22 protein-coding genes and 1 pseudogene are annotated in these 22,593 nt (G+C 46.6%); 9 read left to right on the top strand and 14 right to left on the bottom strand.

The genetic code is table 11. From position 1 onward, the window contains the following. Positions 1 to 408: 408 nt before the first annotated feature. Entirely contained in the window at positions 409 to 921 is a 513-nt protein-coding gene (locus tag NL646_RS22250; RefSeq protein WP_253664695.1) for a hypothetical protein, read from the top strand. A 331-nt stretch (positions 922 to 1,252) separates the two neighbouring features. After that, complete coding sequence (locus NL646_RS22255) at positions 1,253 to 2,776, top strand: ISNCY family transposase (RefSeq protein ID WP_253664696.1); 1,524 nt, start codon at positions 1,253 to 1,255, stop codon at positions 2,774 to 2,776. Between the two features lie 229 nt (positions 2,777 to 3,005). Here NL646_RS22255 and NL646_RS22260 read toward each other — a convergent pair whose 3' ends face one another. Both NL646_RS22260 and NL646_RS22265 read right to left on the bottom strand, forming a co-directional pair. Beyond that, positions 3,006 to 3,425, bottom strand: a complete 420-nt coding sequence (locus NL646_RS22260; protein ID WP_140134519.1) for a DUF1240 domain-containing protein — start codon at positions 3,423 to 3,425, stop codon at positions 3,006 to 3,008. Beyond that, entirely contained in the window at positions 3,415 to 4,329 is a 915-nt protein-coding gene (locus NL646_RS22265) for a hypothetical protein (RefSeq protein WP_140134517.1), read from the bottom strand. Before NL646_RS22265 ends, NL646_RS22260 begins: the two co-directional genes overlap by 11 nt. Before the next feature lie 488 nt (positions 4,330 to 4,817). Here NL646_RS22265 and NL646_RS22270 point away from each other — a divergent pair. After that, positions 4,818 to 5,456 (top strand): annotated as a pseudogene (locus tag NL646_RS22270) (ATP-binding protein); the annotation flags it as partial. A 56-nt stretch (positions 5,457 to 5,512) separates the two neighbouring features. On the opposite strand, the gene NL646_RS22275 reads toward NL646_RS22270, so the two are convergent. Then, positions 5,513 to 6,469, bottom strand: a complete 957-nt coding sequence (locus NL646_RS22275) for a DUF2860 domain-containing protein (protein ID WP_025636110.1) — start codon at positions 6,467 to 6,469, stop codon at positions 5,513 to 5,515. Positions 6,470 to 6,631: 162 nt separating this feature from the next. Here NL646_RS22275 and NL646_RS22280 point away from each other — a divergent pair, with 162 nt between their 5' ends. Further along, complete coding sequence (locus tag NL646_RS22280) at positions 6,632 to 7,510, top strand: acyltransferase (protein ID WP_253664697.1); 879 nt, start codon at positions 6,632 to 6,634, stop codon at positions 7,508 to 7,510. A gap of 69 nt (positions 7,511 to 7,579) precedes the next feature. Here NL646_RS22280 and NL646_RS22285 read toward each other — a convergent pair whose 3' ends face one another. The 5 genes from NL646_RS22285 to NL646_RS22305 form a co-directional block, all read right to left on the bottom strand. Continuing rightward, positions 7,580 to 8,182: a thiol:disulfide interchange protein DsbA/DsbL gene (locus NL646_RS22285; protein WP_005429765.1), complete on the bottom strand. Its 603-nt coding sequence runs from the start codon at positions 8,180 to 8,182 to the stop codon at positions 7,580 to 7,582. 34 nt (positions 8,183 to 8,216) lie between these two features. After that, positions 8,217 to 9,203: a serine/threonine protein kinase gene (locus tag NL646_RS22290; protein WP_253664701.1), complete on the bottom strand. Its 987-nt coding sequence runs from the start codon at positions 9,201 to 9,203 to the stop codon at positions 8,217 to 8,219. 48 nt (positions 9,204 to 9,251) lie between these two features. After that, on the bottom strand, positions 9,252 to 10,673 hold the full coding sequence (gene ccoG / locus NL646_RS22295; RefSeq protein WP_253664698.1) for a cytochrome c oxidase accessory protein CcoG: 1,422 nt from the start codon (positions 10,671 to 10,673) through the stop codon (positions 9,252 to 9,254). Positions 10,674 to 10,950: 277 nt separating this feature from the next. Next, a complete protein-coding gene (locus tag NL646_RS22300) occupies positions 10,951 to 11,217 on the bottom strand; it encodes a YihD family protein (RefSeq protein ID WP_005461387.1) in 267 nt (88 codons plus the stop codon). Positions 11,218 to 11,328: 111 nt separating this feature from the next. Then, on the bottom strand, positions 11,329 to 11,496 hold the full coding sequence (locus NL646_RS22305) for a hypothetical protein (RefSeq protein ID WP_011106137.1): 168 nt from the start codon (positions 11,494 to 11,496) through the stop codon (positions 11,329 to 11,331). 296 nt (positions 11,497 to 11,792) lie between these two features. On the opposite strand from NL646_RS22305, the gene NL646_RS22310 reads away from it, so the two are divergent. Together NL646_RS22310 and NL646_RS22315 are read left to right on the top strand one after the other, a co-directional pair. Then, positions 11,793 to 12,599 (top strand): sporulation protein, encoded by an 807-nt coding sequence (locus NL646_RS22310; protein ID WP_180761164.1) that lies wholly within the window; start codon positions 11,793 to 11,795, stop codon positions 12,597 to 12,599. Positions 12,600 to 12,671: 72 nt separating this feature from the next. Further along, the gene (locus NL646_RS22315) at positions 12,672 to 13,325 is read left to right on the top strand and encodes a hemolysin III family protein (RefSeq protein WP_005461458.1); all 654 of its coding nucleotides are present in this window, start codon (positions 12,672 to 12,674) and stop codon (positions 13,323 to 13,325) included. 67 nt (positions 13,326 to 13,392) lie between these two features. Here the strand turns inward: NL646_RS22315 and NL646_RS22320 are convergent, their stop codons facing one another. From NL646_RS22320 to def, 6 genes are all read right to left on the bottom strand, one after another. Continuing rightward, positions 13,393 to 13,977 (bottom strand): DUF3157 family protein, encoded by a 585-nt coding sequence (locus tag NL646_RS22320; RefSeq protein WP_180761163.1) that lies wholly within the window; start codon positions 13,975 to 13,977, stop codon positions 13,393 to 13,395. 25 nt (positions 13,978 to 14,002) lie between these two features. After that, positions 14,003 to 15,448 carry a TrkH family potassium uptake protein gene (locus tag NL646_RS22325; protein WP_140302993.1) on the bottom strand — a complete coding sequence of 482 codons (1,446 nt, stop codon included), beginning with the start codon at positions 15,446 to 15,448 and terminating at the stop codon, positions 14,003 to 14,005. 9 nt (positions 15,449 to 15,457) lie between these two features. After that, positions 15,458 to 16,834 (bottom strand): Trk system potassium transporter TrkA, encoded by a 1,377-nt coding sequence (gene trkA, locus NL646_RS22330; RefSeq protein WP_005461427.1) that lies wholly within the window; start codon positions 16,832 to 16,834, stop codon positions 15,458 to 15,460. A gap of 64 nt (positions 16,835 to 16,898) precedes the next feature. Continuing rightward, on the bottom strand, positions 16,899 to 18,182 hold the full coding sequence (rsmB, locus tag NL646_RS22335) for a 16S rRNA (cytosine(967)-C(5))-methyltransferase RsmB (protein ID WP_025588393.1): 1,284 nt from the start codon (positions 18,180 to 18,182) through the stop codon (positions 16,899 to 16,901). 80 nt (positions 18,183 to 18,262) lie between these two features. Further along, positions 18,263 to 19,210 carry a methionyl-tRNA formyltransferase gene (gene fmt / locus NL646_RS22340; protein WP_029804725.1) on the bottom strand — a complete coding sequence of 316 codons (948 nt, stop codon included), beginning with the start codon at positions 19,208 to 19,210 and terminating at the stop codon, positions 18,263 to 18,265. Positions 19,211 to 19,243: 33 nt separating this feature from the next. Beyond that, on the bottom strand, positions 19,244 to 19,762 hold the full coding sequence (def, locus tag NL646_RS22345) for a peptide deformylase (RefSeq protein ID WP_005461416.1): 519 nt from the start codon (positions 19,760 to 19,762) through the stop codon (positions 19,244 to 19,246). Between the two features lie 138 nt (positions 19,763 to 19,900). Between def and NL646_RS22350 the strand changes: the two genes are divergently transcribed. The 3 genes from NL646_RS22350 to NL646_RS22360 are packed head-to-tail and all read left to right on the top strand — an operon-like array spanning position 19,901 to position 22,573. Continuing rightward, positions 19,901 to 20,995, top strand: coding sequence for a LysM peptidoglycan-binding domain-containing protein (locus NL646_RS22350; RefSeq protein ID WP_005461388.1), 1,095 nt, complete (start codon positions 19,901 to 19,903; stop codon positions 20,993 to 20,995). Then, positions 20,979 to 22,091 (top strand): DNA-processing protein DprA, encoded by a 1,113-nt coding sequence (gene dprA / locus NL646_RS22355; RefSeq protein ID WP_031828952.1) that lies wholly within the window; start codon positions 20,979 to 20,981, stop codon positions 22,089 to 22,091. The genes NL646_RS22350 and dprA overlap by 17 nt, the downstream gene beginning before the upstream one ends. A 2-nt stretch (positions 22,092 to 22,093) precedes the next feature. Next, positions 22,094 to 22,573 (top strand): DUF494 family protein, encoded by a 480-nt coding sequence (locus tag NL646_RS22360; RefSeq protein ID WP_005461440.1) that lies wholly within the window; start codon positions 22,094 to 22,096, stop codon positions 22,571 to 22,573. The last annotated feature ends 20 nt before the right edge of the window (positions 22,574 to 22,593 follow it).

The following is a 22,593-nucleotide window of genomic DNA, read 5'->3' on the forward strand; positions in this document are numbered from 1 at the left end:
AGTAGATTTACCTAGATCAATACCGATAATTTTAATAGCCGACATGATGGCACCTCCCGAAGTTCAGCGACATAGCTGAGTTTAGTGTAGGTGTGGGGCGTACCATCTAATTAGTGAGTTAAATTAAATGCTCTACAATCCCGCTTTCAGATAACTTCTCGTATCTCAAAATGCAATCAGGCACCACTTACCGCAGTACCTGAGATGGAAGGTTCTGGACAATTCTGTGCATGGTACTTTTCGAAAGTATAAATTGCAATAATCATAAATAGTGAGTTTTCATGCAAAGACATTTGCTGACCCAACTTCTCTTATTTACCTTTTAAACTAGAGTTTGTGTTTAGTCACATACTGTATGATGGGAAGTGCGATATTGTCTTTTCTTTTAGTAAATAATTTCAATGCTGTATGTTAAAAAATATAAAACTAATCACATATAATATTCATTATGGCAGGCTTAAAATAGAGAGAGATTTTCCCGAAAAAAATGCTTTCGAGAAATCAATAACTGAACTTAATTGGCTTCTAAGTTATGTGTATATAACTTTGTTTTTTCTACTATTACTCCAACTCGTTGACTACAAGGCCATTGTTGATATTTGGCCATATGATTTCGGACGAGAACATGGGAAGAACTTCATTGCTCCTAGTTCGATATTCTTCATAGTAATTTGGTATCTATCAAGGCGTATGCTCATATCTGAATTTTTAAATGAAGAGGCTTTCCATGAAATGGAGAAGTATTATGGCTCCGAAGGCATTGAGAGGAAAGAGCATAATTTCCTGATAAATATTGATACTTTTTTGTTTTATGCCACCTCAGGCTGTATTGCTTTTCAGTTATGGGGCCCTCTTGCACTTTGCCTTGTAGCCTTTATTGTTCAAGAAGTTTGGATTAGGAGGCGCTTCTCATTAGAGTAATATGAATAGTTATTCACATGAAAGATTGCGCAATAAGCGTTAAAAATGAAAGCTTTTGGGAGTTTCCTTCCACGGCCTCTCTGCTGGTAACCATGAACAAAAGTACTGTGATTCCAGTGGCAAGATCTGCCACTGAGTAATTACGTTAACACAGCATGGGGCAGAGGCTTGCTAACCAGGATCTAGCTGAAATGTGATCACCAAGCGATTCTGTCGTACCTTAACTACCAACCGATTTTGTCGGTTGATTAATTACCAAGGGAAAATGACGGATCCGTTTCTATACCTAACCCTTTGAATAGGTCAAATCACCATTCAGGGGTTAGTAAGGATGATCATCATGGACTCTCGCTCCCAGCTTACTGTTGATGTGATCGCTAAAGTCACTCAAGGTAAGATCAGCATTAACAGTGCTTCCAAACTCCTCAATAAATCCCGTCGTACCATAGAGCGTTATCTCCACCGCTATCGCCGTGAAGGCATACGCTTTGTTGTCCATGGCAATAAAGGTCGTGAGCCTGTCAATAAAACTCCTGATTCACTAAAAAGACAGGTTCAGCAACTGATCCAAACTAAGTACTTCGATTTCAATTTGCAGCATCTGGCCGAGTTGCTCACGGTCAACGAAGGCTTGACCATCAAGCGGGAAACTTTGCGAAAGTGGGCGCACGCTATCCACCATGTGAAGCGAGCCAAGCGTCGTCGTAGCCGAGTAAGAAAGTACAGGGAACGAATGGAGCAGCCTGGACTGATGCTGCAAATGGACGGCAGTCCGCATCAATGGTTTGGTGAGCATCGCTCATGCTTGATTGCCATCATCGACGATGCGACCAGTGATATCCATGCCGAGTTCTTCCCTTCCGAAACCACGGAAGGCTGTATGAAAGTCATGAAGGCGTATATCGAAAAGCGAGGTCTGTTTAAGACGCTCTACGTCGATAGAGCGGGTATATTCGGTGGTCCAAAACGCAGTAACTTCTCTCAGATGCAACGCGCTTGTGAAGAGCTAGGGATCGAAATCATCTTTGCGAATTCGCCCCAAGGCAAAGGACGTGTCGAACGGGCATTCGATACGTTCCAAGACAGGCTGGTTCCAGAGCTTCGGCTGCATCATATTACCGATATTCAAAGCGCCAACGAGTATCTTCAAAACCAATTCATTCCACTATACTGGCAACAGAAAATCGCGGTACAGGCGAAGAACCCGAGGTCGGCGTTCAAGGTTGTACCTGAACACATCAACCTTGATACGGTCTGTGTTCACAAGGAATATCGCAAGGTTCGCCGAGATCATACCTTCAGTTATAACAATAAAATGTATCTCATCGACTCGCCCATAAGGCACTCCATCGTCAATCAGAAACTGGAAATACGCTGTCAGTTCGATGGTGCATTCTCAGCCTATTTTGGTCACCGAAAACTGCATATTACCGAGTTAGAAGAGCCACCAAGAGCGAGTGAGTATGGGATGGAAGTCCAGCGCAAGTTGGATGTCATCGAGCTTGCCGACCGCCTGGGTAATGCGACGGAAGCCGCTCGGCTCACTGGTTGCTCGCGCCGAAGTATCTACAACTATCAAAAGGTATTAGCCGAGGAAGGCATCCTTGGCCTTAAGCGCATTAACAAACCGCTGCACCGCAGCAAAAACAGCATACCTGAAGAAACCGAACATAAAATTATCGAGCTGACCTTAAACAATCCGTATCAAACCTCAGTACAGTTGAGAACCATGCTAAAGAAGGAGTACAACATCACCGTCAGCAGTTGCACGATACGAAATATCTGGAAGCGCGAGGCACTGAATACCAGAGCGCTGAGAATACAACGCTCAGCGGCATTAAATAAAGAAGTCTAGCCTGTGGGCTAGACTTAAAGGTGAACGACAAAGTCGCTTGGGATTTATCCCGTCAGGCTCCCTTGGTAATCACACAGGATCTAGCTGAAACGTCCAGAATGATGTTTCGGAAAATTGAACATTGGAAATTAATGAGTAACTTCAAGCATTAAAAAACGGCTTTGGGAGAGTTAGCGCATGACGTGTACATACGCTAACAGAGTGGTGGCCAAAAGCGTGAAAGACAATTTTAATCACACAAACTAGGGTCTAAAACATAGGTCCGACTTGAGGATTTTAATGTGAGTTCTCGTTCAGAGGTGCATTCGATATAGCTTTTCTCATGAAGTTTTACCTTCAATGCTCCATTTACCTTCCAGCCAGTTAGAAAAGCTAATACAGATATCCCCCCAAGAATGATTATAAATATCTTGGGTATCCAGAGGAGCTTTTTCCCTGTAATTAGGCAGATGACCATGAATACAGACACAACAAACATTGCCCAAGAAAAAGCAAATGTAGAAGCATCATTAATCGCTCCACTTACGACTATTCTATCATGAAGCAGTTTATGTGCATCAAACACCTCCATAACATCGTGAGCCGATAGTAGGAAAAGTGATGAAAAAATCAAACAGAAAGCAAATGCCTTTAAGCGGTTAATTTTCATCAATTAATCTCTCAACTTCTTTCTTCATTGGTTCAGTATATCTATATTTGTCATCTACTTCAGATACTTTCTTACCAATGTAAAATGCACTTATGGCAAAGAAACCTAGTAACAATGCTGTAGGCGGGGTAGCAAACGCTAGGATTAATCCAGCTCTTAATACTAAAGTAGCACCTTGAGCTATTACACCTGCAACCACACCTTTAGATATATCCGCTGTAAATTGGCCGACCACTTCACCTAGCGTTTTTTCATCATGCAAAATGTAGTCAACTGCATTAACCGCACCACTAAACACAAGCTCTACATAGATGTTGCCTTTCAAGAAACTGACATTGCCTTGAACGGTATTTAGGGCGTGACCAATTTTAAGCATTTGTGGTGTTGCTTCTTGCCAACGGATACCTAGGTCTAAATATTTAGGCTTGTAGTTCTCAACCACAATATTCATTACACCATTGATATTTACAGCTTTGGCAGTTGCTCCCCATCCACCAAGCTCTTTAGCGACCTCATAAGCGCCTTTAAGCCCCATACCTACGCCAGTGTAGTCCTTGCCGTTCGAAAGTTGTCCATGCGAGTCTTTGATGAGCAAGTCTAAATACTCGTTACCTTCTTCAACAGTCAGTACCGCAATACTCACGTTCTCTTGTTGAGAAGTGTCCCACTGATATTCTTTAGCTCGCTTTTGTAAATCATCGTTCCATTCTTTTTCTGTTAGGTCGTAAGCTTGTTGGACAGCTTTGCGTTCAGCAAGAACGCGCTCTCTGTTTTCAGCCCATCGTTTCTCATCGCTCGCGGTAGATCTCAGCTCTTCCTGACGTTCTCGGCGTTGACGTGTTGCTCGTTCTCTAGTGGTTTCTTGTCTTTCTTCTGGGGCTACAGGAGCGGATTCATATCTCATGGGAATCGGTTTTACTGATAAATAAAAAGGATAATAACAATATTTTCAGTGATTTATCATCCTCAACAAGATTACATGATGATTTAACCAATTAAATAGGCAAATTGCCAAGTCAAACAAGCATAGTAAAGGGGCAAGTCGTGTTGATTTGTATTCTATCGGATAATTTTTTGTAGGGTAAATTTACATCAGCAAGATATTAAAGAGCATTTACTCTAAATGATTTTGGGGCATAACTGTTTTAGCTGGCAGTTTCGCTCTTTATCTGAATTCTGTGACTGAATTAGTTGTTGCACCTAACGATTAAGTGAATATTCATTCATGAGGAGGGGCTAGATGAAGACGTTAGATTGAATAGGTAACATAGCTACTTGCTCGACTATATACAAAAATTAATGACACTATCGTTCCGCTAGCATCTGAAGCGATGTGCTCCACTAACTCTGACAACACTCACAACATTTCAAACCTCAAATTGACAATTTTTATTACTCAAACTCGATATTAGGAAAATGCCGGAGTTTGACCGTAAAGTGTTGGACTCATTACGAGAACCACTGGAGTCGGGTGAGATCATCATTTCGCGCGCACAAGGAAAAACGCGTTTTCCTGCTCGTTTTCAGCTGGTGGGCGCGTTGAATCCAAGCCCAACTGGCTATTACGAAGGGAATCAAGCTCGCACTAACCCTCAAGCTATTTTGCGTTACTTAGGTCGTTTATCGGGACCGCTTCTCGACCGTTTTGATATGTCGTTAGAAATTCCATCCTTACCAAAAGGCACGTTGGCGGAAGGTGGTGATCGAGGTGAACCCACGGAACTCGTCAAAGAGCGCGTCAGTCTTGCTCGCGAGAGCATGCTCAATCGAAACGGCAAAGTAAACGCACTGCTTGGCAGCCGTGAGATTGAGGCATTTTGTCCGTTGCAAAAAAGCGATGCGGAGTTTCTCGAAACTGCACTCCATCGGCTGGGATTATCGATTCGTGCCTATCATCGCATCATTAAAGTAGCCCGTACGATAGCGGATTTAGAAGGTGCTGAGCAGATTGAGCGGCCTCATCTGGCTGAAGCTTTGGGGTATCGCGCGATGGACCGATTGCTGAAACAACTCACGGCTCAAGCCGTGTAGTGGTCATTTGAGAGGAGTTCGCGGCGAGTATTCACATGTTCGCCGCGAGAACCATGTTAGAAGCTGTAGTTAAAGCCTAACGACAAAAGGTATTCATTTTCGTCATAAAAGGTGATGTTTGAATCGGTTTGGCTATAACCCGCGAAGGAAATGAACGACCAGTTCTGCCAATCAAACACGTTTTGGTATTCGTAAGCGGCAAACAAACTCAAGGTGTCATCACTGCGCGTTTTCGCAAAAGTTTGGCTCGCCGATTGATAATCTTTGAGTGCATAGCCTGCGGTTAAGGCTAAACGATGACGGTTGATGAACTTAAACCAACTTACGTCAAAGGCATAAGAGTCATACGATTCTGCTTTTCCATCCGCATCTTGGTTGATGTAGGTGAACGCGGGTTGCAGTAGCGATGTTTGGTCTAGTGAAATACGATATTCGCCTTTTACGTAATAAATACTGGCATCACGCGCGAGTGAATGGTCGGTGACTTCATCTTGTTCGACATCTTTATCGGCATAAGCTAAATCGAGGGTGAAGTTTCTATCGACCAAACCTTTGATTTGAAATCGATAGGCGTTACCACCTTCATCTGTTGTTTTACGAGCCGTACCTACTTGATAAGGATTACGCCACGTTTCGCCTTTGAGGACGGTCGGAAGGTAAGAGACATCCAATACTGTGCCTGACGGTAGTTCGTACTGATAGCCTAATTGAAAAGCCAGTGTACCGACTGCCACATCGGAACGCGTTGTACCAGCATACACTTGGTGGTTGAGCTGGTGACCAAACGTGTAGGCGATACTTCCGAGCGGCGCTGCGATGACGGTTGTGTCGCTTTCAGCGCTTTGGTTTAACGAGTCGATGGTTTTGCTGTTGTCGGTATTAAAGTTCGATTCCGATGAAATCACACCAGCATTGATTGAGATTTCGCCGCTGAACCCTGCAGTTTCAGCGAGTTGAGCCTGAGCAGCACTGACGACAAAGGCCAAAGGCAAAAGGGTTAGCCTTGGTTTCATTCGTTATCTCCTTGTTGTCGAATGAATATTGTGATTTTGATATGAGTCTGGGTTTACATAAAACAAATCTGACCATTCTCACAAATGTTCCAATGTGGCAACGGAGCAGTATAATTACACGCTGTTTTATTACTCACACCTTATCACTGTTGTTTGGTTATCATGTTGGCATATTTGTTATTTTTTTTTAACGCTTCTTTTGTGATCCTCAATTCTGCGATTTGTTCACTCGTAATTTGTGTCATCGCTATTTTTAAGATCCTACTTCCGACCGCGCAGTTAAAAGCTAAAGGGACGGAAGCTGCCAACAAAGTGATGTGGATTTGGGCGACCGTCAATGCGGGGATTCTTGCCTTGTCTAACCGTGTGGAGTGGGACGTTCAAGGCATCGAGAATCTGAAAAAAGATGGTTGGTATTTGCTGATCAGCAATCACCTCAGTTGGACGGATATTGTTGTGCTGTGCTGCGTATTTAAAGATCGCATTCCAATGCCAAAATTTTTCTTAAAACAGCAATTATTGTATGTGCCTTTTATTGGTATGGCTTGCTGGGCGCTGGATATGCCATTTATGCGTCGCTATTCTCGAGAGTATTTGATTCGCAACCCACACAAGCGCGGCCAGGATTTGCAAACTACGCGCCGTTCTTGTGCAAAGTTCAAACACACGCCAACTACGGTAGTAAATTACGTTGAAGGCACTCGTTTCACCGAGGAAAAGCAACGCAAGAGTCGTGCGGGTTATCAACATTTGCTGCAGCCAAAATCAGGTGGCATTGCTTACACATTAGCGGCCATGGGTGATCAGTTTGAAAACATCATTGATGTGACCTTAGCGTACCCAGAAAACACCAATAAGCCATTTAAAGACATGATGATGGGACGTATGACGAAGATTGTCGTGCGCGTAAATGTTTTACCAGTCGATGAACGCGTGTTGGGTGATTACTTCAATGACAAGCCATACAAGCGCCAATTCCAACAATGGTTGGGTGATGTGTGGCAAGAGAAAGATCAGTTACTGCAAGATATCCATAAGTAATCAGACCTAAAGGTTAAAATTAAAAAAGGGGAGCAAGATGCTCCCCTTTCGTTTGATGTTCGACTCTAGTTACTTAAGCGTCAGTAGGTAATCAACCAAGGCAAAGTATTCCTCAGTGGATTTAATACCTTGTGCTTGAACTAGATACTTGTTGTTGACGATAACAGCAGGAACGCCAGTTAGGCCGCTATTTTCAAATTGCTTGTCCATACGACGAACCATTGAATCAACCGCAAAGCCTTTGAATGCTGCATCGAATTTCTTCGCGTCTACGCCTTCATCTAGGAAGATTTGACGAAGCTCTGCATCATCACGAGGTGCTTTACGCATGTTGTGAATGCGGTTAAACATCACTGGCACCATCTTGTCTTCAACTTTAAGTGCAACCATAGTCGCGTAGGCTTTGCTCATTGAAGGGCCCATGTTGCCGCCCATGAAAGAAACGTGGTTCTTTTGTAGCTTCGCGCCTTCAGGTAGCTGCTTCTTAAGTTGCTGGATGATTGGCTCAAACGTATTACAGTGTGGACAGTAGAAAGAGAAGAATTCAGTCACGACAGGCTTTTTCGACGCCTCTAGATCCAATACTTTGTAGTGCTCACCTTCTTTGAATTGCGCTGCATGTGCCGACAGGCTTAGCATCAGCATAGAAAACAGTGCGAACAGTTTTTTCATTTAATAATCTCCATTTTGAATTGTTCGGCCTGACTTACCATTGAGGCATTAAAGACAGTGGTGCTTCTTCTAAGCTGGCAATCTGCTCTTTAAATGCAAGGACCTGACCTTCCCAGTATTTTGGCTCATTGAACCATGGAAAAGCGAGCGGAAATGCCGGGTCATGCCAACGTTTTGCTAGCCATGCCATATAGTGCACCATTCGTAGACCGCGAAGAGGCTCGATTAGTTTCAATTCTGCCGAGTTAAAATCGCAAAACTCTTGGTAACCTTCTAAAACAATATCTAATTGCATCAGTTTGTCTTGGCGTTCGCCGTTGAGCAGCATCCATAAATCTTGGACCGCAGGGCCATTACGTGAGTCATCCAAATCGACAAACATTGGGCCATCACGCCATAAGATGTTCCCTGGGTGGCAATCGCCATGCAGCCGAATGGTGTTAAAGCCTTCTTGCCAGTGGTTTTCAATCGACTTGATCAGCATATCCAAATCATTGAAGAAGCTGTTCTCCAAATGCATCGGAATCATGTTGGCGTTTTGCAGAATCTCTCTCGGTTGATAGAGGTATTCTTGTAAGCCAATAGTTGGTCTATGTTGGAAGGCTTGTCGGCTACCTACTTTATGGATACGGCCGAGGAAACGACCTACACCTTCGAGCTGATCTAAGTTATCGACTTCGTATTGACGACCGCCGACACTTTCAAACAAAGCAAAGCCATAACCTTGATAATGATGCAGTGTTTCACCGTTGATAAGTATAGGTGGTGCGACAGGGATTTCGCTTTCGATCAGTTCAAGGGTGAAGTCGTGTTCTTCTTGAATCTGCTCATTGCTCCAGCGTTCTGGACGGTAGAACTTCACCACGTAGCGCTGGCGTTCTTCGTCAGTAAACTGGTAAACGCGGTTTTCATAGCTGTTGAGAGCAAGAAAGCCCGATTCTGCTCGAATGCCGATGCTCTCTAGCGCATACCACATAAAGTCGGGCGTGAGGGCATCAAAGTTGAAAGTACCTTGGGACATATAAATAAAAAGGCTCATTGCTGAGCCTTTTTCCATTAGTCATCGAAGTTATAGCTTCTTGATAAATCGGCTTTCTACTTCGATAGTGAATTCGTTGCTCTTATCGGTGAGTATAAACTGAATTGTCGTGATCGCAGAGTCTAGCTTGTCAGGATCTGCGCCAAGGCTCATTGGTAAGTTCAATACTTCACCCGGTTCAACTTGAATGGTTTGTTTGCCATACCAGCTGACATCACTTAGTCCTTCTACATTCAAATCGTATTCTTGAACTTGTTGAGTTTTGTTGATGACTTTCAGCGTGTAGGTGTTTTCCACTTCGCCAGAGCTGTTCACTCGGAATAATTGGTTACGGTCACGCAGTACGCTCATGCCTGCAGGATCAACCGATGCGACTTGGAGGAAGAACAAACCAATCATCACTAGTAGTACCGCACCATAGCCAAGCAGTTTTGGACGCATGACCTTGGTACTCTTACCTGAGAGACGATGCTCTGTGGTGTAGTTGATTAGGCCTTTCTCGTAACCCATGCGTTCCATGGTGTTGTCACACGCATCAATACATGCACCACAGTTGATACACTCATACTGCAAACCATCACGGATATCGATGCCAGTTGGGCATACCTGAACACACAAATCACAGTCGATACAGTCGCCCAAGCCAAGTTGTTTTGGATCGGCTTTACGTGAACGCGGACCGCGCTTTTCACCACGTTTGGTATCGTAACCGACGATGAACGTGTCTTTGTCGAACATCGCTGATTGAAAACGCGCGTAAGGACACATGTGAATACACATGATTGAGCGCATCCAACCTGCGTTGCCGTAAGTACAGATGGCAAAGAACATCACCCAGAATACTGGCCAGAAGTTCGCGTTGAAGGTGAAGAAATCAATCACCAGCTGTTTCATCGGTACAAAGTAACCAACAAAGGTGAAGCCTGTGGCGAGCGCGATAGCAAACCAAGCGATGTGCTTGAGTGTTTTACGCATGGCTAAGTTGGCGGTGAGTTTATTGGCGTCTTGTTTGCGACGTTTATTCGCGCTGCCTTCGAGTTTTTCTTCAAACCAGATGTACATGAAGGTCCACACGGTTTGCGGGCAGAGATAGCCACACCAGACTCGGCCTAAAAAGGTGGTAATGAAGAACAGGCCAAACGCGGCGATCACAAAGAGCAGAGCGAGTAGGGTCAGATCTTGCGGATAAAGCGTGGTGCCGAAAAAGTTGAACTGCTGGTTGCCGATATCAAGCAAGATCGCTTGTCGCTCGCCGTATGGGATCCACGGTACCAAAGCAAACAGTAGCAGTAAGAACCAACCACCGTAGCGACGCAGTTTTTGGTAAGTCCCTTTACTTTCTCGAACGTAGATGCGATTGCTTGGGTTAAAACGATCCCCGTTTCCTTTGTGGGTTTTCGGGTTGAAAGTCTTGGGAGTCACATCTTTGATATCGATCTTATCCTGACTCATGCACTCATCCTTCTTAGGCTTTTTTATAATGTACGGCGACATTTCTGGTGTTGTCGCTCTGTGACATTGCTATTAATTATTTTAGTTAATACTGATAAACGGCGATTATACAAGCAATAACAATTCCTTTTCTTTAACGCAGTCTACGTTTAACAACAAAAGTCAGTACAGTTAACCTAATAAACGGCTGAACAGTTATAACAGTATTAAGAATCTATTTGATTTAGTTATAAAAAAAGCGACTCTGAGGAGTCGCTTCGAAAGTCGTGAGACGTGTTTATTTGATGATGCCGCGAGCACGTAAGATGGCGGTTTTGAAGTCATCTTCTTGGTCTTTCTTCAGGCCCGGGATCATTTCGTCTTTGCTGCTGTTGCGCATTTTAAGATGGTAGATCAGTACGTCGTCGGAGAGATCTTCCAACTTGCCGTCGTAGCCTGCCTCTTGCGCCAGTTTGACGATGAATTGCAGCAGGTTCATTTCTTGGTCTTTTTGCCACTCAGGCTCTAATAGCTCAAGTAGCTCTTCTATGCGATGACACTTCATTTCTTTCTCCACAATATTTATAAGTATTTGCGCTTAAGGTATCAAATTGCATCGCGAAGACAAATAGAAAAGGAAGGAAAAGAAAAAGCGCAGCTGGCGCCGCGCTTTTGGTTAAGCTGCTTTGATAACTTTGGTTGTAACACTCGACACTATTGCTGTCTTCTCAACCAGTGTCATAGCTGGCGCAACTTGTTTTGCCTTAGATGCAGTAGTGAAGCCACTGCGGCGGCGCATTGCACTTGTATTGGTGTGTGCGAACCTGACTGTAGTTGGGCGCATTCGATTACCTAACTGCCAGGCATATCCATTGCCGATGTAATGGCCTGATTCATTATGAGTTGAGCTTCAACTGCTTGAAGGGTGGCTCTTTTGGCTTTCGCCAGTCCAATAAATGAGTCAGGAATACCGATATGCATGCATATCATGTATAGGTTAGCACCCTTGTTATAATTGGTCGATAGTTGAGCAATTGAATTCTCTCGATTTTGTTATTTTGTCGCTCGGATCGACGCAAAAATTTGTTTTGATCCCATGATCAGCAGTAGTAGTATGAGATCTCGACAAAGGAGGTGCATATGTCATTTTTGAAGAAGACACTTGCGAGCTTTGGGATCGGCAGCGCTAAGGTAGATTCGATTCTAAATCAGGATGTGCTTTATCCCGGTCAAAGTGTGGATGTTTCTATTCACGTTTATGGTGGCGCGACAGAACAAGCGATCGATAATATCGATATGAAGCTTTGTTGCCGCTACATCGCAGAGGCTCCGGACGACCGTGGTGCGCGAGAAGGGCACAGCATGCGTCGAGTACCGCAAACGCATGTCTTGGCGAAATGGAATCTCCCGTACGCCTTTACGATTCATCCTGGTGAAGAGCGCACCTTCGACGTCAAACTCGACGTGCCTTGGAACACACCAGTGACCATCGGCGATGCAAAAGTCTGGCTAGAAACCGGCTTAGATGTGGCGATGGCGCTTGACCCTACCGACAAAGACATTCTCACCGTTAGACCCGACCCACTTATGGATGCCATATTGTCAGCGTTTGAAGCCCAAGGCTTGCGTATTCGCCAAGTCGAATGTGAAGAGGCAAAAGGTTTCGAACTGCCATTTGTACAAGAGTTTGAAATGGTGCCCACTGATGGCCCGTATCATGGCGTATGGCGCGAGTTAGAGTTTGTCGCGCATCGTGATGAGCAAAACCTCAAGCTTTGGTTTGAGATTGACCGCACTCGCAGTGGCTCTCGCGGTATGCTTGCCAGCTTGCTCGGCAGTGGAAAACTCAAGCGCGAACTGTGTATTCCGGTGACAACAAACTTGGAAGAAGTGGGTGAGCTTGTCCTCAATTACCTCGACCAAACGACCGCGATTCACGAGTCTTAATTTTAGCTTACACGTGTACGCTTAATGTGCCATACTAGAGCGAATATTCAAAACTCTAGTATAGGCGCATTGATGTCCTCACCGCAGAAACCTCAATACAGTCAAAGTGAAGAGCTTGCCAACACCATCACGCACGGTATTGGGATGATTTTCGGCATTGTCGGGTTAATCCTGTTGTTAATCAAAGCGACAAACCACCAAGCTGACACATTGACCGTGACAAGCATGGCGATCTACGGCTCCAGTATTATTGTGCTGTTTTTAGCCTCAACGCTGTACCACGCGATCCCTCACCCTAAAGCGAAACGCTGGCTGAAAACCTTCGACCATTGCGCTATTTATCTGCTTATTGCTGGCAGTTACACGCCATTTTTGTTGGTGAGTTTACGCACGCCACTTGCGTTTGGCTTGATGATCGTTATCTGGAGCATTGCTTTGCTCGGCATCATCATGAAGGTCGCGTTTGTTTATCGCTTTAAGAAGTTGTCGCTGATGACTTATTTGGTGATGGGATGGCTGTCGTTGATTGTGATTTATCAGTTGGCGATCAATCTGGATATCGGTGGACTTACGCTGCTTGCGGTGGGCGGTTTGGTGTACTCGCTAGGGGTGATTTTCTACGTTGCGAAGCGTATCCCCTTTAACCATGCGATTTGGCACGGCTTCGTTTTAGCGGGTTGTGTGTGTCACTTCTTCGCAATTTATTACTTTGTCGAGCCTATCTAAACTTAGCGACCTAAGCCTCACGCGTCAGCGTGGCAAGATACGCTCGACAAAGAATATCAGACCCGTATTAGCGAGTTTTCACTTCTAACACTTTGGCAGACAACTGGTATTGCTGAGATTGTGACACGGCCAGTTTAATGCTCTTACCTTGTTCTGCTTGCTGTGGTCGCAGGTAGGTATCCGCCATTCGTTTGATGGATTGCCAAACCGTGACCTTTTCTTTCGCCAGTTGCTTGCCAGACATATCAAACACTTGTACCTCAACTTCCACCTGAATGACAGATTGAGAGCTTTGGTTGGTGATAGACGTTGGCAGTACCAGTTCACCACCTTCGTAGCTCGCAGAGCCAATCAGTACGTCGACCCCTGAGTCTGACAACTGCATGGTTGGTTTTTTCGCGTTCACAACCACGGTTGTGCCGACGGTTTTTGTTACGACCGGAATTGTCGCAATCGCAGGAGCTGCGACGGTTTCAACCGCGCTGGTTGTGGTTTGGGCTACGGCCTCTTTTGGCGCAGAACGTGTCATCACGTATTCCCAAGTAAAGTCATCGTTCAACTTCACTTCTCGACCGTCGGCTAAAGTGACGACTTCAGCGGCGTAGGCGGATGAGGTGGCGAGTAGGGTCGCCAGAGTGATCCATGTTTTCATTGTTATACCTTTTATTTGTGTCTGCTTAACGGCGCCAAAACGCAGGGAAGAACAGTACAAGAATAGTCAGAATTTCCAAGCGGCCCATCAACATACCAAAGCTTAGAAGCCATTTAGCGGCATCTGGTAGTGGCGCGAAGTTTCCTGTTGGGCCGATCACGCTACCCATGCCAGGACCCACGTTGGCAACGGCGGTGATTGAGCCAGAAATGCTGGTCACGGGATCAAGACCAAGCGCACTTAAACAGCCAGCGATAAAGATGATGGTGATAAAGAACATCAACCCAAACGCCACCACAGAGCGCACGATGTCGTCGTTCACAGGACGTTGGTTGTAACGTTGCACGAAAACGCCGGATGGATGAATCAGTTTCATGATCTGTTTGTTCAACAGCGTCATAGCAATTTGGAAACGGAAGATTTTAATCCCGCCTGCGGTTGAGCCAGAACATGCCCCTGCCATCATTAAGAAGGCAAAGAGCGTGGTTGGCAGAGCGCCCCAAGCGGTGAAATCTTCCAAGCCGAACCCGGTGGTTGTCACCACAGAAACGATGTTGAACATTGACACTCGCAGGGCATCCAAAATGGTGTAACCATCGCGAATCACTAGCCAAGCGGCAACCACTAAGCTTGAGAACAAGAACAAGTATGCAAAGCCCCGTACCTGTGCATCTTTGACCAGAATATCGATGCTGCGTTTGCGTAAAGCGGCAACAAACAATAGAAATGGCAGACCGCCCAAGAACATGAAAGTGGTCGCGACCCAGTGCGCGCCGTTGGAGAAGTTGTTCATCGAGCTATCGGAGGTCGAGTAACCGCCGGTAGATAGGGTGGTAAAGGCGTGGTTGATTGCTTCAAACAGGTTCATGCCCGTCAGAACATAACCACCAATGCACATGCCTGTTAAGATCAGATACACCAACACGATGTTCTTCGCTACGGTTTTGGCTCTTGGGCTGCTTTTATCTGACCAGTCGGACGATTCCGTTTGGAATAGCTTCATACCACCGACGTTCAACATGGGTAGGATTGCCACCGCCATTACGATAAAGCCAATGCCACCCAGCCATTGCAAGATGGAGCGCCATAACAAAATGCTCGGCGCCATGTTGTCCAAGCCACTGAGCACTGTGGAGCCCGTGGTGGTGATGCCCGACATGGTTTCGAAGTAGGCATCGGTGAAGCTGATGTGGTTAATGAGCACAAATGGCAACGCGGCGAACGCGCTGGCGATGGTCCAGACCAAACTGGTGATGAGGAACATGTCGCGCACACTGAGTTTGAACTTGGCGGTTCGGCCAATCGTCAAACAGATGAAGGCGGCAAGGTGCGTGATCACAACGGCTTGGGCGAAATCGAGGAAACCGCCCGTACCTGTGAAGAAAGCGACCAAAGTCGGCACGTACATAAAAAGGGCCAGTTTGGATAAAACCAGCCCGATAACAAACAGTACGGGACGTAAGTTGACCATAGGAAAATCCTAGAGGAAGAATGGGCTCGGCTGGAACAGCGCTTCGACGTCTGGTACGTACTTTTTGTCGACCAAGAACATCACGACGTGGTCATCTTGCTCGATGACGGTACGATCGTGTGCGATAAGAACTTCTTCGCCACGAACGACAGCACCAATGGTGGTTCCCGGTGGCAGTTTAATGTCACCAATCGCTCGGCCAACCACTTTGGATGTGGTTTCGTCACCGTGCGCTACGGCTTCGATAGCTTCCGCCGCACCGCGACGCAGAGACGATACGTTTACGATGTCTGCACGGCGAACGTGCGTCAGCAAGGCGGAAATGGTCGCTTGCTGTGGTGAGATGGCCACATCAATCACGCCGCCTTGGACTAAGTCAACGTACGCGCCGCGTTGGATCAGTACCATTACCTTCTTCGCGCCCATGCGTTTTGCCAGCATAGCGGACATGATGTTGGTTTCATCTTCGTTGGTGAGAGCGATGAATACGTCAACTTGGTCGATGTTTTCTTCAGTCAGCAGTTCTTGGTCTGCGGCATCGCCACAGAACACGATGGTGTTCTCTAATTGCTCAGACAGCTTTTCTGCACGCTGATAGTCGCGCTCAATCAGCTTCACGCTGTAAGTTTGCTCTAGGCGTTTTGCCAAGCTTGCGCCGATGTTACCCCCGCCAACAATCATGATGCGGCGGTAAGGTTTTTCTAGGCGCTGTAGCTCACTCATTACAGAGCGAATGTGGTTGCTTGCGGCGACGAAGAACACTTCATCATCGGCTTCAATAATGGTGGTGCCTTGCGGGCGAATCGGACGGCCTTGACGGAAAATCGCTGCCACACGGGTATCAATGTGCGGCATGTGCTCACGCAAAGCAGACAGCGCGTTACCCACCAACGGGCCACCGTAGTAGGCTTTTACCGCCACTAGGCTAACTTTCTGTTCAGCAAAGCTCACCACTTGCAGCGCGCCCGGGTATTGGATCAGACGTTCGATGTAGCTCGTAACGAGTTCTTCTGGGGCTATAAGGTGATCGACAGGAATGGCGCCAGATTTAAACAGGGCTTCTTTTTCTGCCAAGTATTCTGGAGAGCGAATACGTGCAACGCGGTTTGGGGTGTTGAATAGAGTGAACGCGACCTGACAGGCGGCCATGTTGGTTTCATCAGTGTTGGTTACTGCGACGAGCATATCGGCGTCTTGCGCACCAGCTTCGTGCAGCACGTCGGGGTGGCTCGCATGGCCATTGACCACACGCAGGTCGTATTTGTCCTGCAATTCACGCAGTCGGTCGGCATTGTTGTCGACGATGGTGATGTCGTTGTTTTCACCCACTAGGTTTTCTGCCAGAGTGCCGCCAACCTGACCTGCACCAAGAATAATGATCTTCATACTCTTTTCTCGTTATCTGAAAAAGGCGATTGAAATCACTCCAATCGCCCTATTTAGCATGCTGTTACGCGTGTGTTTTAGTTAGCACTGCGTAGTAGAAACCATCCATATCTTCTTCGCCTGGTAGAATTTGACGACCAGGCTGGTCGGGATCAGAATCCAGCAGTTGCGCATCCGCGGTACGTGCTAAAAACGCTTTTACTTGCTCCACGTTTTCTTGCGGTGTGATTGAACAAGTCGCGTAAACCATTGTGCCGCCGGGTTTCAGTTGCGTCCACATGGCATCAAAAATTTCACTTTGTAGCTCTGCTAATGCGGCGATGTCGTCTGCACGACGTAGCCATTTGATGTCTGGGTGACGACGAATCACGCCAGTCGCAGAACATGGGGCATCCAGCAAAATGCGATCAAATTGCTCGCCTTGCCACCATTCTTGTGGATTACGCGCATCACCGCAAACCACTTTTGCCTGAAGGTTGAGACGCTTCAGGTTTTCATGCACACGTTTCAAGCGTGTGTCGTCGCAGTCAATCGCGACCACTTCACTGCCCGACGTGCGCTCTAGAATGTGCGCAGTTTTGCCACCTGGCGCTGCACAGCAATCTAAAATCAGTTCGCCGTCTTGTGGTTTTAGGTAGTTGATCGAGAGCTGCGCCGCCGCATCTTGTACCGAAACCCAACCTTTATCAAAGCCAGGTAGCTTTATCACGTCACATGGTGCGGCCAATTTTATGGCGTCCATTGCTTCTGTGTGTGGCGTGCTATCAATGTTTTCATTTTTGAGCAGCGCAAGGTATTCATCACGAGTGTGGTGTTGATGGTTCACACGCAGCCACATTGGTGCTTTTTGGTTGTTCGCTTCAACAATGCTTTCCCATTGCTGTGGGTAGGCCTCTTGCAGCAGTTTTAGTAACCAGCTTGGGTGACCGTACTTGCCAGCGTTGTTGCTGACGGCCATTTGGTCGAGTTCTTCTTGGTTGCGTTGGTAGTTACGCAATACAGCGTTAATCAAACCACGTAGACGAGGACCTTTCAGCTCTTTAGTGCCTTCAACCGTTTCACCGACTGCTGCGTGCGCAGGAATACGCATGAAGCTCAGTTGGTAAATACCAACCAGAATTAGGTGATGGAATACACGTTGTTTGCCTTTGAGCGGCTTATCCATCAACTGGTTTGCGATCATTTCTAGGCGAGGTAGGTAACGTAGCGCACCGTAACAGATCTCTTGTAGCAGAGCGTGGTCACGAGGTCGTACCGTTTGTTGAGCCGCTGGAAGAGCGCTTGAAAGTGAGTGGCCCTTGTCGACGACAAGATACAGGACGTTAGCAGCCGCAGCGCGAACATTCATGATGAGTACCTTAAAGTAAAGGAGGGCATCTCTGCCCTCTAAAAGTTCGTATTATTGGGGATAATAACCCCTAGTATGGCTTAAACCAGCAGAGTGCCGACTTCAAACCAAGCTGCACGTGAGTTCAGAATATCCTGAACTGACATGGCTTTTTTGCCAGGAACTTGCAGTTGCTCTAGCACCAGTACACCGTTGCCTGTCACAACATAGATACCGGTTTTATCTGCTTGCACGATGGTGCCGGCTGGCTTGTCACTGGTTTGCTCTGCCACACGGCTTTGCCATACTTTGATGCTGTTTTCTGCCGCCTCAAAGTGGCTCATTGGCCATGGGTTAAATGCACGAACGCAGCGCTCAATGTGCGCCGCATCGTCGTTCCAGTTGATGCGTGCTTCTTCTTTGCTGAGTTTTTTCGCATAGTTCGCTAGCTCATCGTCTTGCTGCACTGGCACTGCTTTACCCGCAGCAATGTCTGCTAGGCAGTCAATCAGGGCTTCTGGACCAAGCTCCGCCAATTTTTCGTACATTGAAGCGCTGGTATCTGTCGCTTCGATTGGTAGAGTTGCAATCTTCAGCATATCACCAGTGTCGAGACCGATGTCCATCTGCATGATGGTCACGCCAGTTTCTGCATCGCCCGCCCAAATAGAGCGTTGGATTGGAGCCGCACCACGCCAACGAGGTAGGATAGAACCATGTACGTTGATACAACCCAGTTTAGGGGTATCAAGAACCGCTTGTGGCAGGAGCATACCGTACGCCACGACAACCATGAGATCGGCGTTCAGGTCGGCAAGTTCTTGTTTCGCTTCGTCGGACTTAAAGCTTTCAGGTTGGTAAACCGGGATGTTGTGTTCCAGCGCCAGTTGTTTTACCGGTGGCGCAGCCAATTTCTTGCCACGACCCGCTGGACGATCTGGGTTTGTGTAAACCGCGATTACTTCATGCTCCGAAGACAACAACGCCGCCAAGTGACGGGCGGCGAAATCCGGAGTACCTGCAAAGACAATACGTAAAGACTGACTCAAGGTAGACTTCCTTCTAATTGGTATGGTTCGAGATTAAGCGTTTTGCTGCTTCTCGTTAAAGCGTTTGATTTTTGCTAGCTTGTCCTGAATGCGTTTGCGTTTCAGGGGTGATAGGTAATCCACGAATAGCTTACCTTGTAGGTGATCAAGCTCGTGTTGAACACAAATCGCTAGCAGGTCGTCGGCTTCAAAGGTGAACTCTTTGCCATCACGATCCAGTGCTTTAACGGTAACTTCTGCAGCGCGAGGCACAAGTGCGCGTGCACCTGGTACCGACAGACAGCCTTCTTCGATGCCATCTTCGCCACGCTTTTCCAGAATCTCAGGGTTGATTAGCACCATCGGCTCATCGCGAGTTTCTGAAATATCAATCACTACGATACGTTTGTGGATATCAACCTGCGTTGCAGCAAGGCCAATACCTTCTTCGTCGTACATGGTTTCAATCATGTCATCGACGATTTTTTGAATCTCAGGAGTCACCGCGTCAACAGGCTTCGCGACCGTGCGCAGGCGATCATCTGGGAATGTTAATACTTGTAATACAGACATATTCACTCGAAATATTGAACTGTGCCGAAACAGCACAAACCTTGTTGGCTCAATTCTAGACATTTTATAGCCTAAATGACAGCATCCTTGCACCAATTTCCATTCTGGTTCCTGCTTAACAGACCAAGGACGAGGGTCATGAATCGAATTTTCCGCAACGTTGCCAGTGTTACGTTGCCGTTACTTTTCTCTTTCAACGCTGTAGCAAATGTGGATGCTAAACCACTGACTGTTAAAGATGATGCGCCACAAACGTATGTAGTCGTGAAGGGCGATACGCTATGGGATATTTCGGCCATGTACTTAGATAGCCCGTGGTTGTGGCCTCGTTTGTGGCAAGTCAATCCAGACATCGATAACCCTCATTTAATTTATCCCGGAGATAAGCTGTCTTTGGTGTGGATTAACGGTCAGCCCGTGTTGAGCCTAAAACCGGTTAAGAAGCTGAGCCCGAAAGCACGCATCACAGAAAAGAAAGCCGTACCAACGGTAGCGGAAGGTTTGGTGATGCCGTATCTCAAATCGGATCGGTTGCTGGATCAAGATGCGTTGAACAATGCTGCAAAAGTGATGGGCAGCAGCAAAGGCAGTAAATATCTGACGGCAGAAGATGTGCTGTACATCGATGGCAAGCAGACCGCTACAGGCTGGGCTATTTACCGACCGGTAGAAACCTTTTCGCGTGACGATGTGTCTAAAGAGATCACTGCGCTGCGTTTGATTGCAAAAGGCGAACTCGTTGAGGCTTCGAGCGATTATTCTGGTTTGAAGATTACGTCTCAATTGCAAGAAATCCTGCGCAACGATATCGCGTTGCCAAATCAATCGGTTGAGAACACTGACTTCACAACTACGTTCTACCCTATGCCGTCTCCACAAGGCAGTTCTGCAAAGTTGCTAGGCAATATCGAAGGTATTCGTTTTAGCTCAACCAACCAAGTCGTGGTGATTGATAAAGGGACGTCTGACAGTCTGAAACAAGGCAGTGTGTTTGATTTAAAAGAAGACGCGCATCCCGTTTACAAAGATGGCGATGAATTCAAGAAAGAGTTTGGTGTTCTCGATAAGAAAATAACCTTACCTCAAAGCAAAGTTGGCGAGTTGCTGGTCATTCGTCCTTATGAGTACTTTAGCTTGGCGTTGATCACAACCAGCACTAAACCCATCAATAAAGAGGTCTCTGTGGTTTCGCCTCTGACGCAAGAGTCGACCACCAATGAAACCACGCAATAACGACAGTGACCTTGCTGCCTGGCTTAAGCTGAGTTGCTTGCCAGGCATCGGTGGGGTCAAAATGAATAAGCTGCTCGCCAAAGATACGCCTCGCAATATCATCAGTTCCTCTTCTGATCAGCTCTATCAATTGGGTTTGACGAACAAACAGTTGCAAGCTTGGGCTTCGGCCGATAAAGAGGTCGATGCTTGTTTAACGTGGCTAGCCACTTCTACAAATCATCACATTCTGACGCTGGCCGATCCTTTATATCCCCCTTTACTCAAGCAAGTTGTCGCTCCGCCTCCGTTGTTATTTGTCGAGGGGAATCCTACCTTTTTATCGCAACCACAAATAGCCATGGTGGGCAGCCGTAACGCCAGTTTTGATGGTTTACACCATGCACGTCAATTTGCGGCAGAGTTGGCTCAACAAGAATTGATTGTCACTAGCGGCTTAGCGCTTGGGATTGATGGCCATGCTCATGATGGTGCGCTACAAGCGGGTGGTAAGACGATAGCTGTGCTCGGGTCTGGTTTAGAACATATTTATCCTGCTCGTCATCGTAGTTTAGCGCAGCGAGTAACAGAGAATGGTGCACTGGTTTCTGAGTTTCGTCCCAATGCCAAGCCTCGAGCAGAAAACTTTCCGCGTCGAAACCGTATCATTAGCGGCTTATCGTTAGGTGTGTTAGTGGTGGAAGCGGCCGAGAAAAGTGGCTCGCTTATTACCGCGCGTTATGCCCTTGAGCAAGGGCGAGAAGTGTTTGCGCTGCCGGCCTCAATTAATGCTCGCAATGCTAGTGGTGGTAACCAATTGATTCGCAACGGTGCCTGCCTCGTAGAGAAAACCCAAGATATCCTCGATGAAATACAGTCTTTACTCGATTGGTCTGTTAATCAAAGTATCGATTTATTTTCTACGTTAAATGATGAAGAAGAATTGCCATTTCCTCAGCTGTTAGCTAACGTAGGAAGTGAAGCTACACCGGTTGATATTCTTGCAAACAGGACCAATATACCTGTCCAAGAAGTCATGATGCAGCTCTTAGAGCTTGAGCTCTCTGGGCATGTTGTTGCGGTTTCAGGTGGCTATATTCGAAAGGGGAGGGGCTAGCTATGATGATGGATATACTGATGTATCTATTCGAAACCTACATCCATAGCGATGCAGAGTTACAGGTCGAACAAGACGAGTTGGAAGAAGAATTGCTTCGCGCTGGCTTCCAACAAAAAGATATCTACAAAGCCCTTGTCTGGTTAGAAGAGCTCGCAGCGCTGCAGCAAAGTGATACATCTTCTGCGATTTCGGCTTGTATCGCGTCATCATCGACTCGTATCTACACTGCAAAAGAGATGCAGCGTTTGGATTTGGAGTGCCGAGGCTTTTTATTGTTCCTTGAGCAAATCAATGTGTTGACGACAGAAACTCGTGAAATGGTGATTGACCGAGTGATGGGGCTAGAAACGAGCGAGTTTGAGCTTGAAGACCTCAAATGGATCATTTTGATGGTGCTGTTTAATGTGCCTGGCAATGAAAACGCTTATACGCTAATGGAAGAGCTGTTGTACACCAAGGAACAAGGGATTCTTCACTAATCCAATCTAGGCAAGTTCGA

It is taken from the genome of Vibrio sp. Y20_XG_PY13, assembly GCF_024181925.1.
GTDB lineage: Bacteria > Pseudomonadota > Gammaproteobacteria > Enterobacterales > Vibrionaceae > Vibrio > Vibrio parahaemolyticus.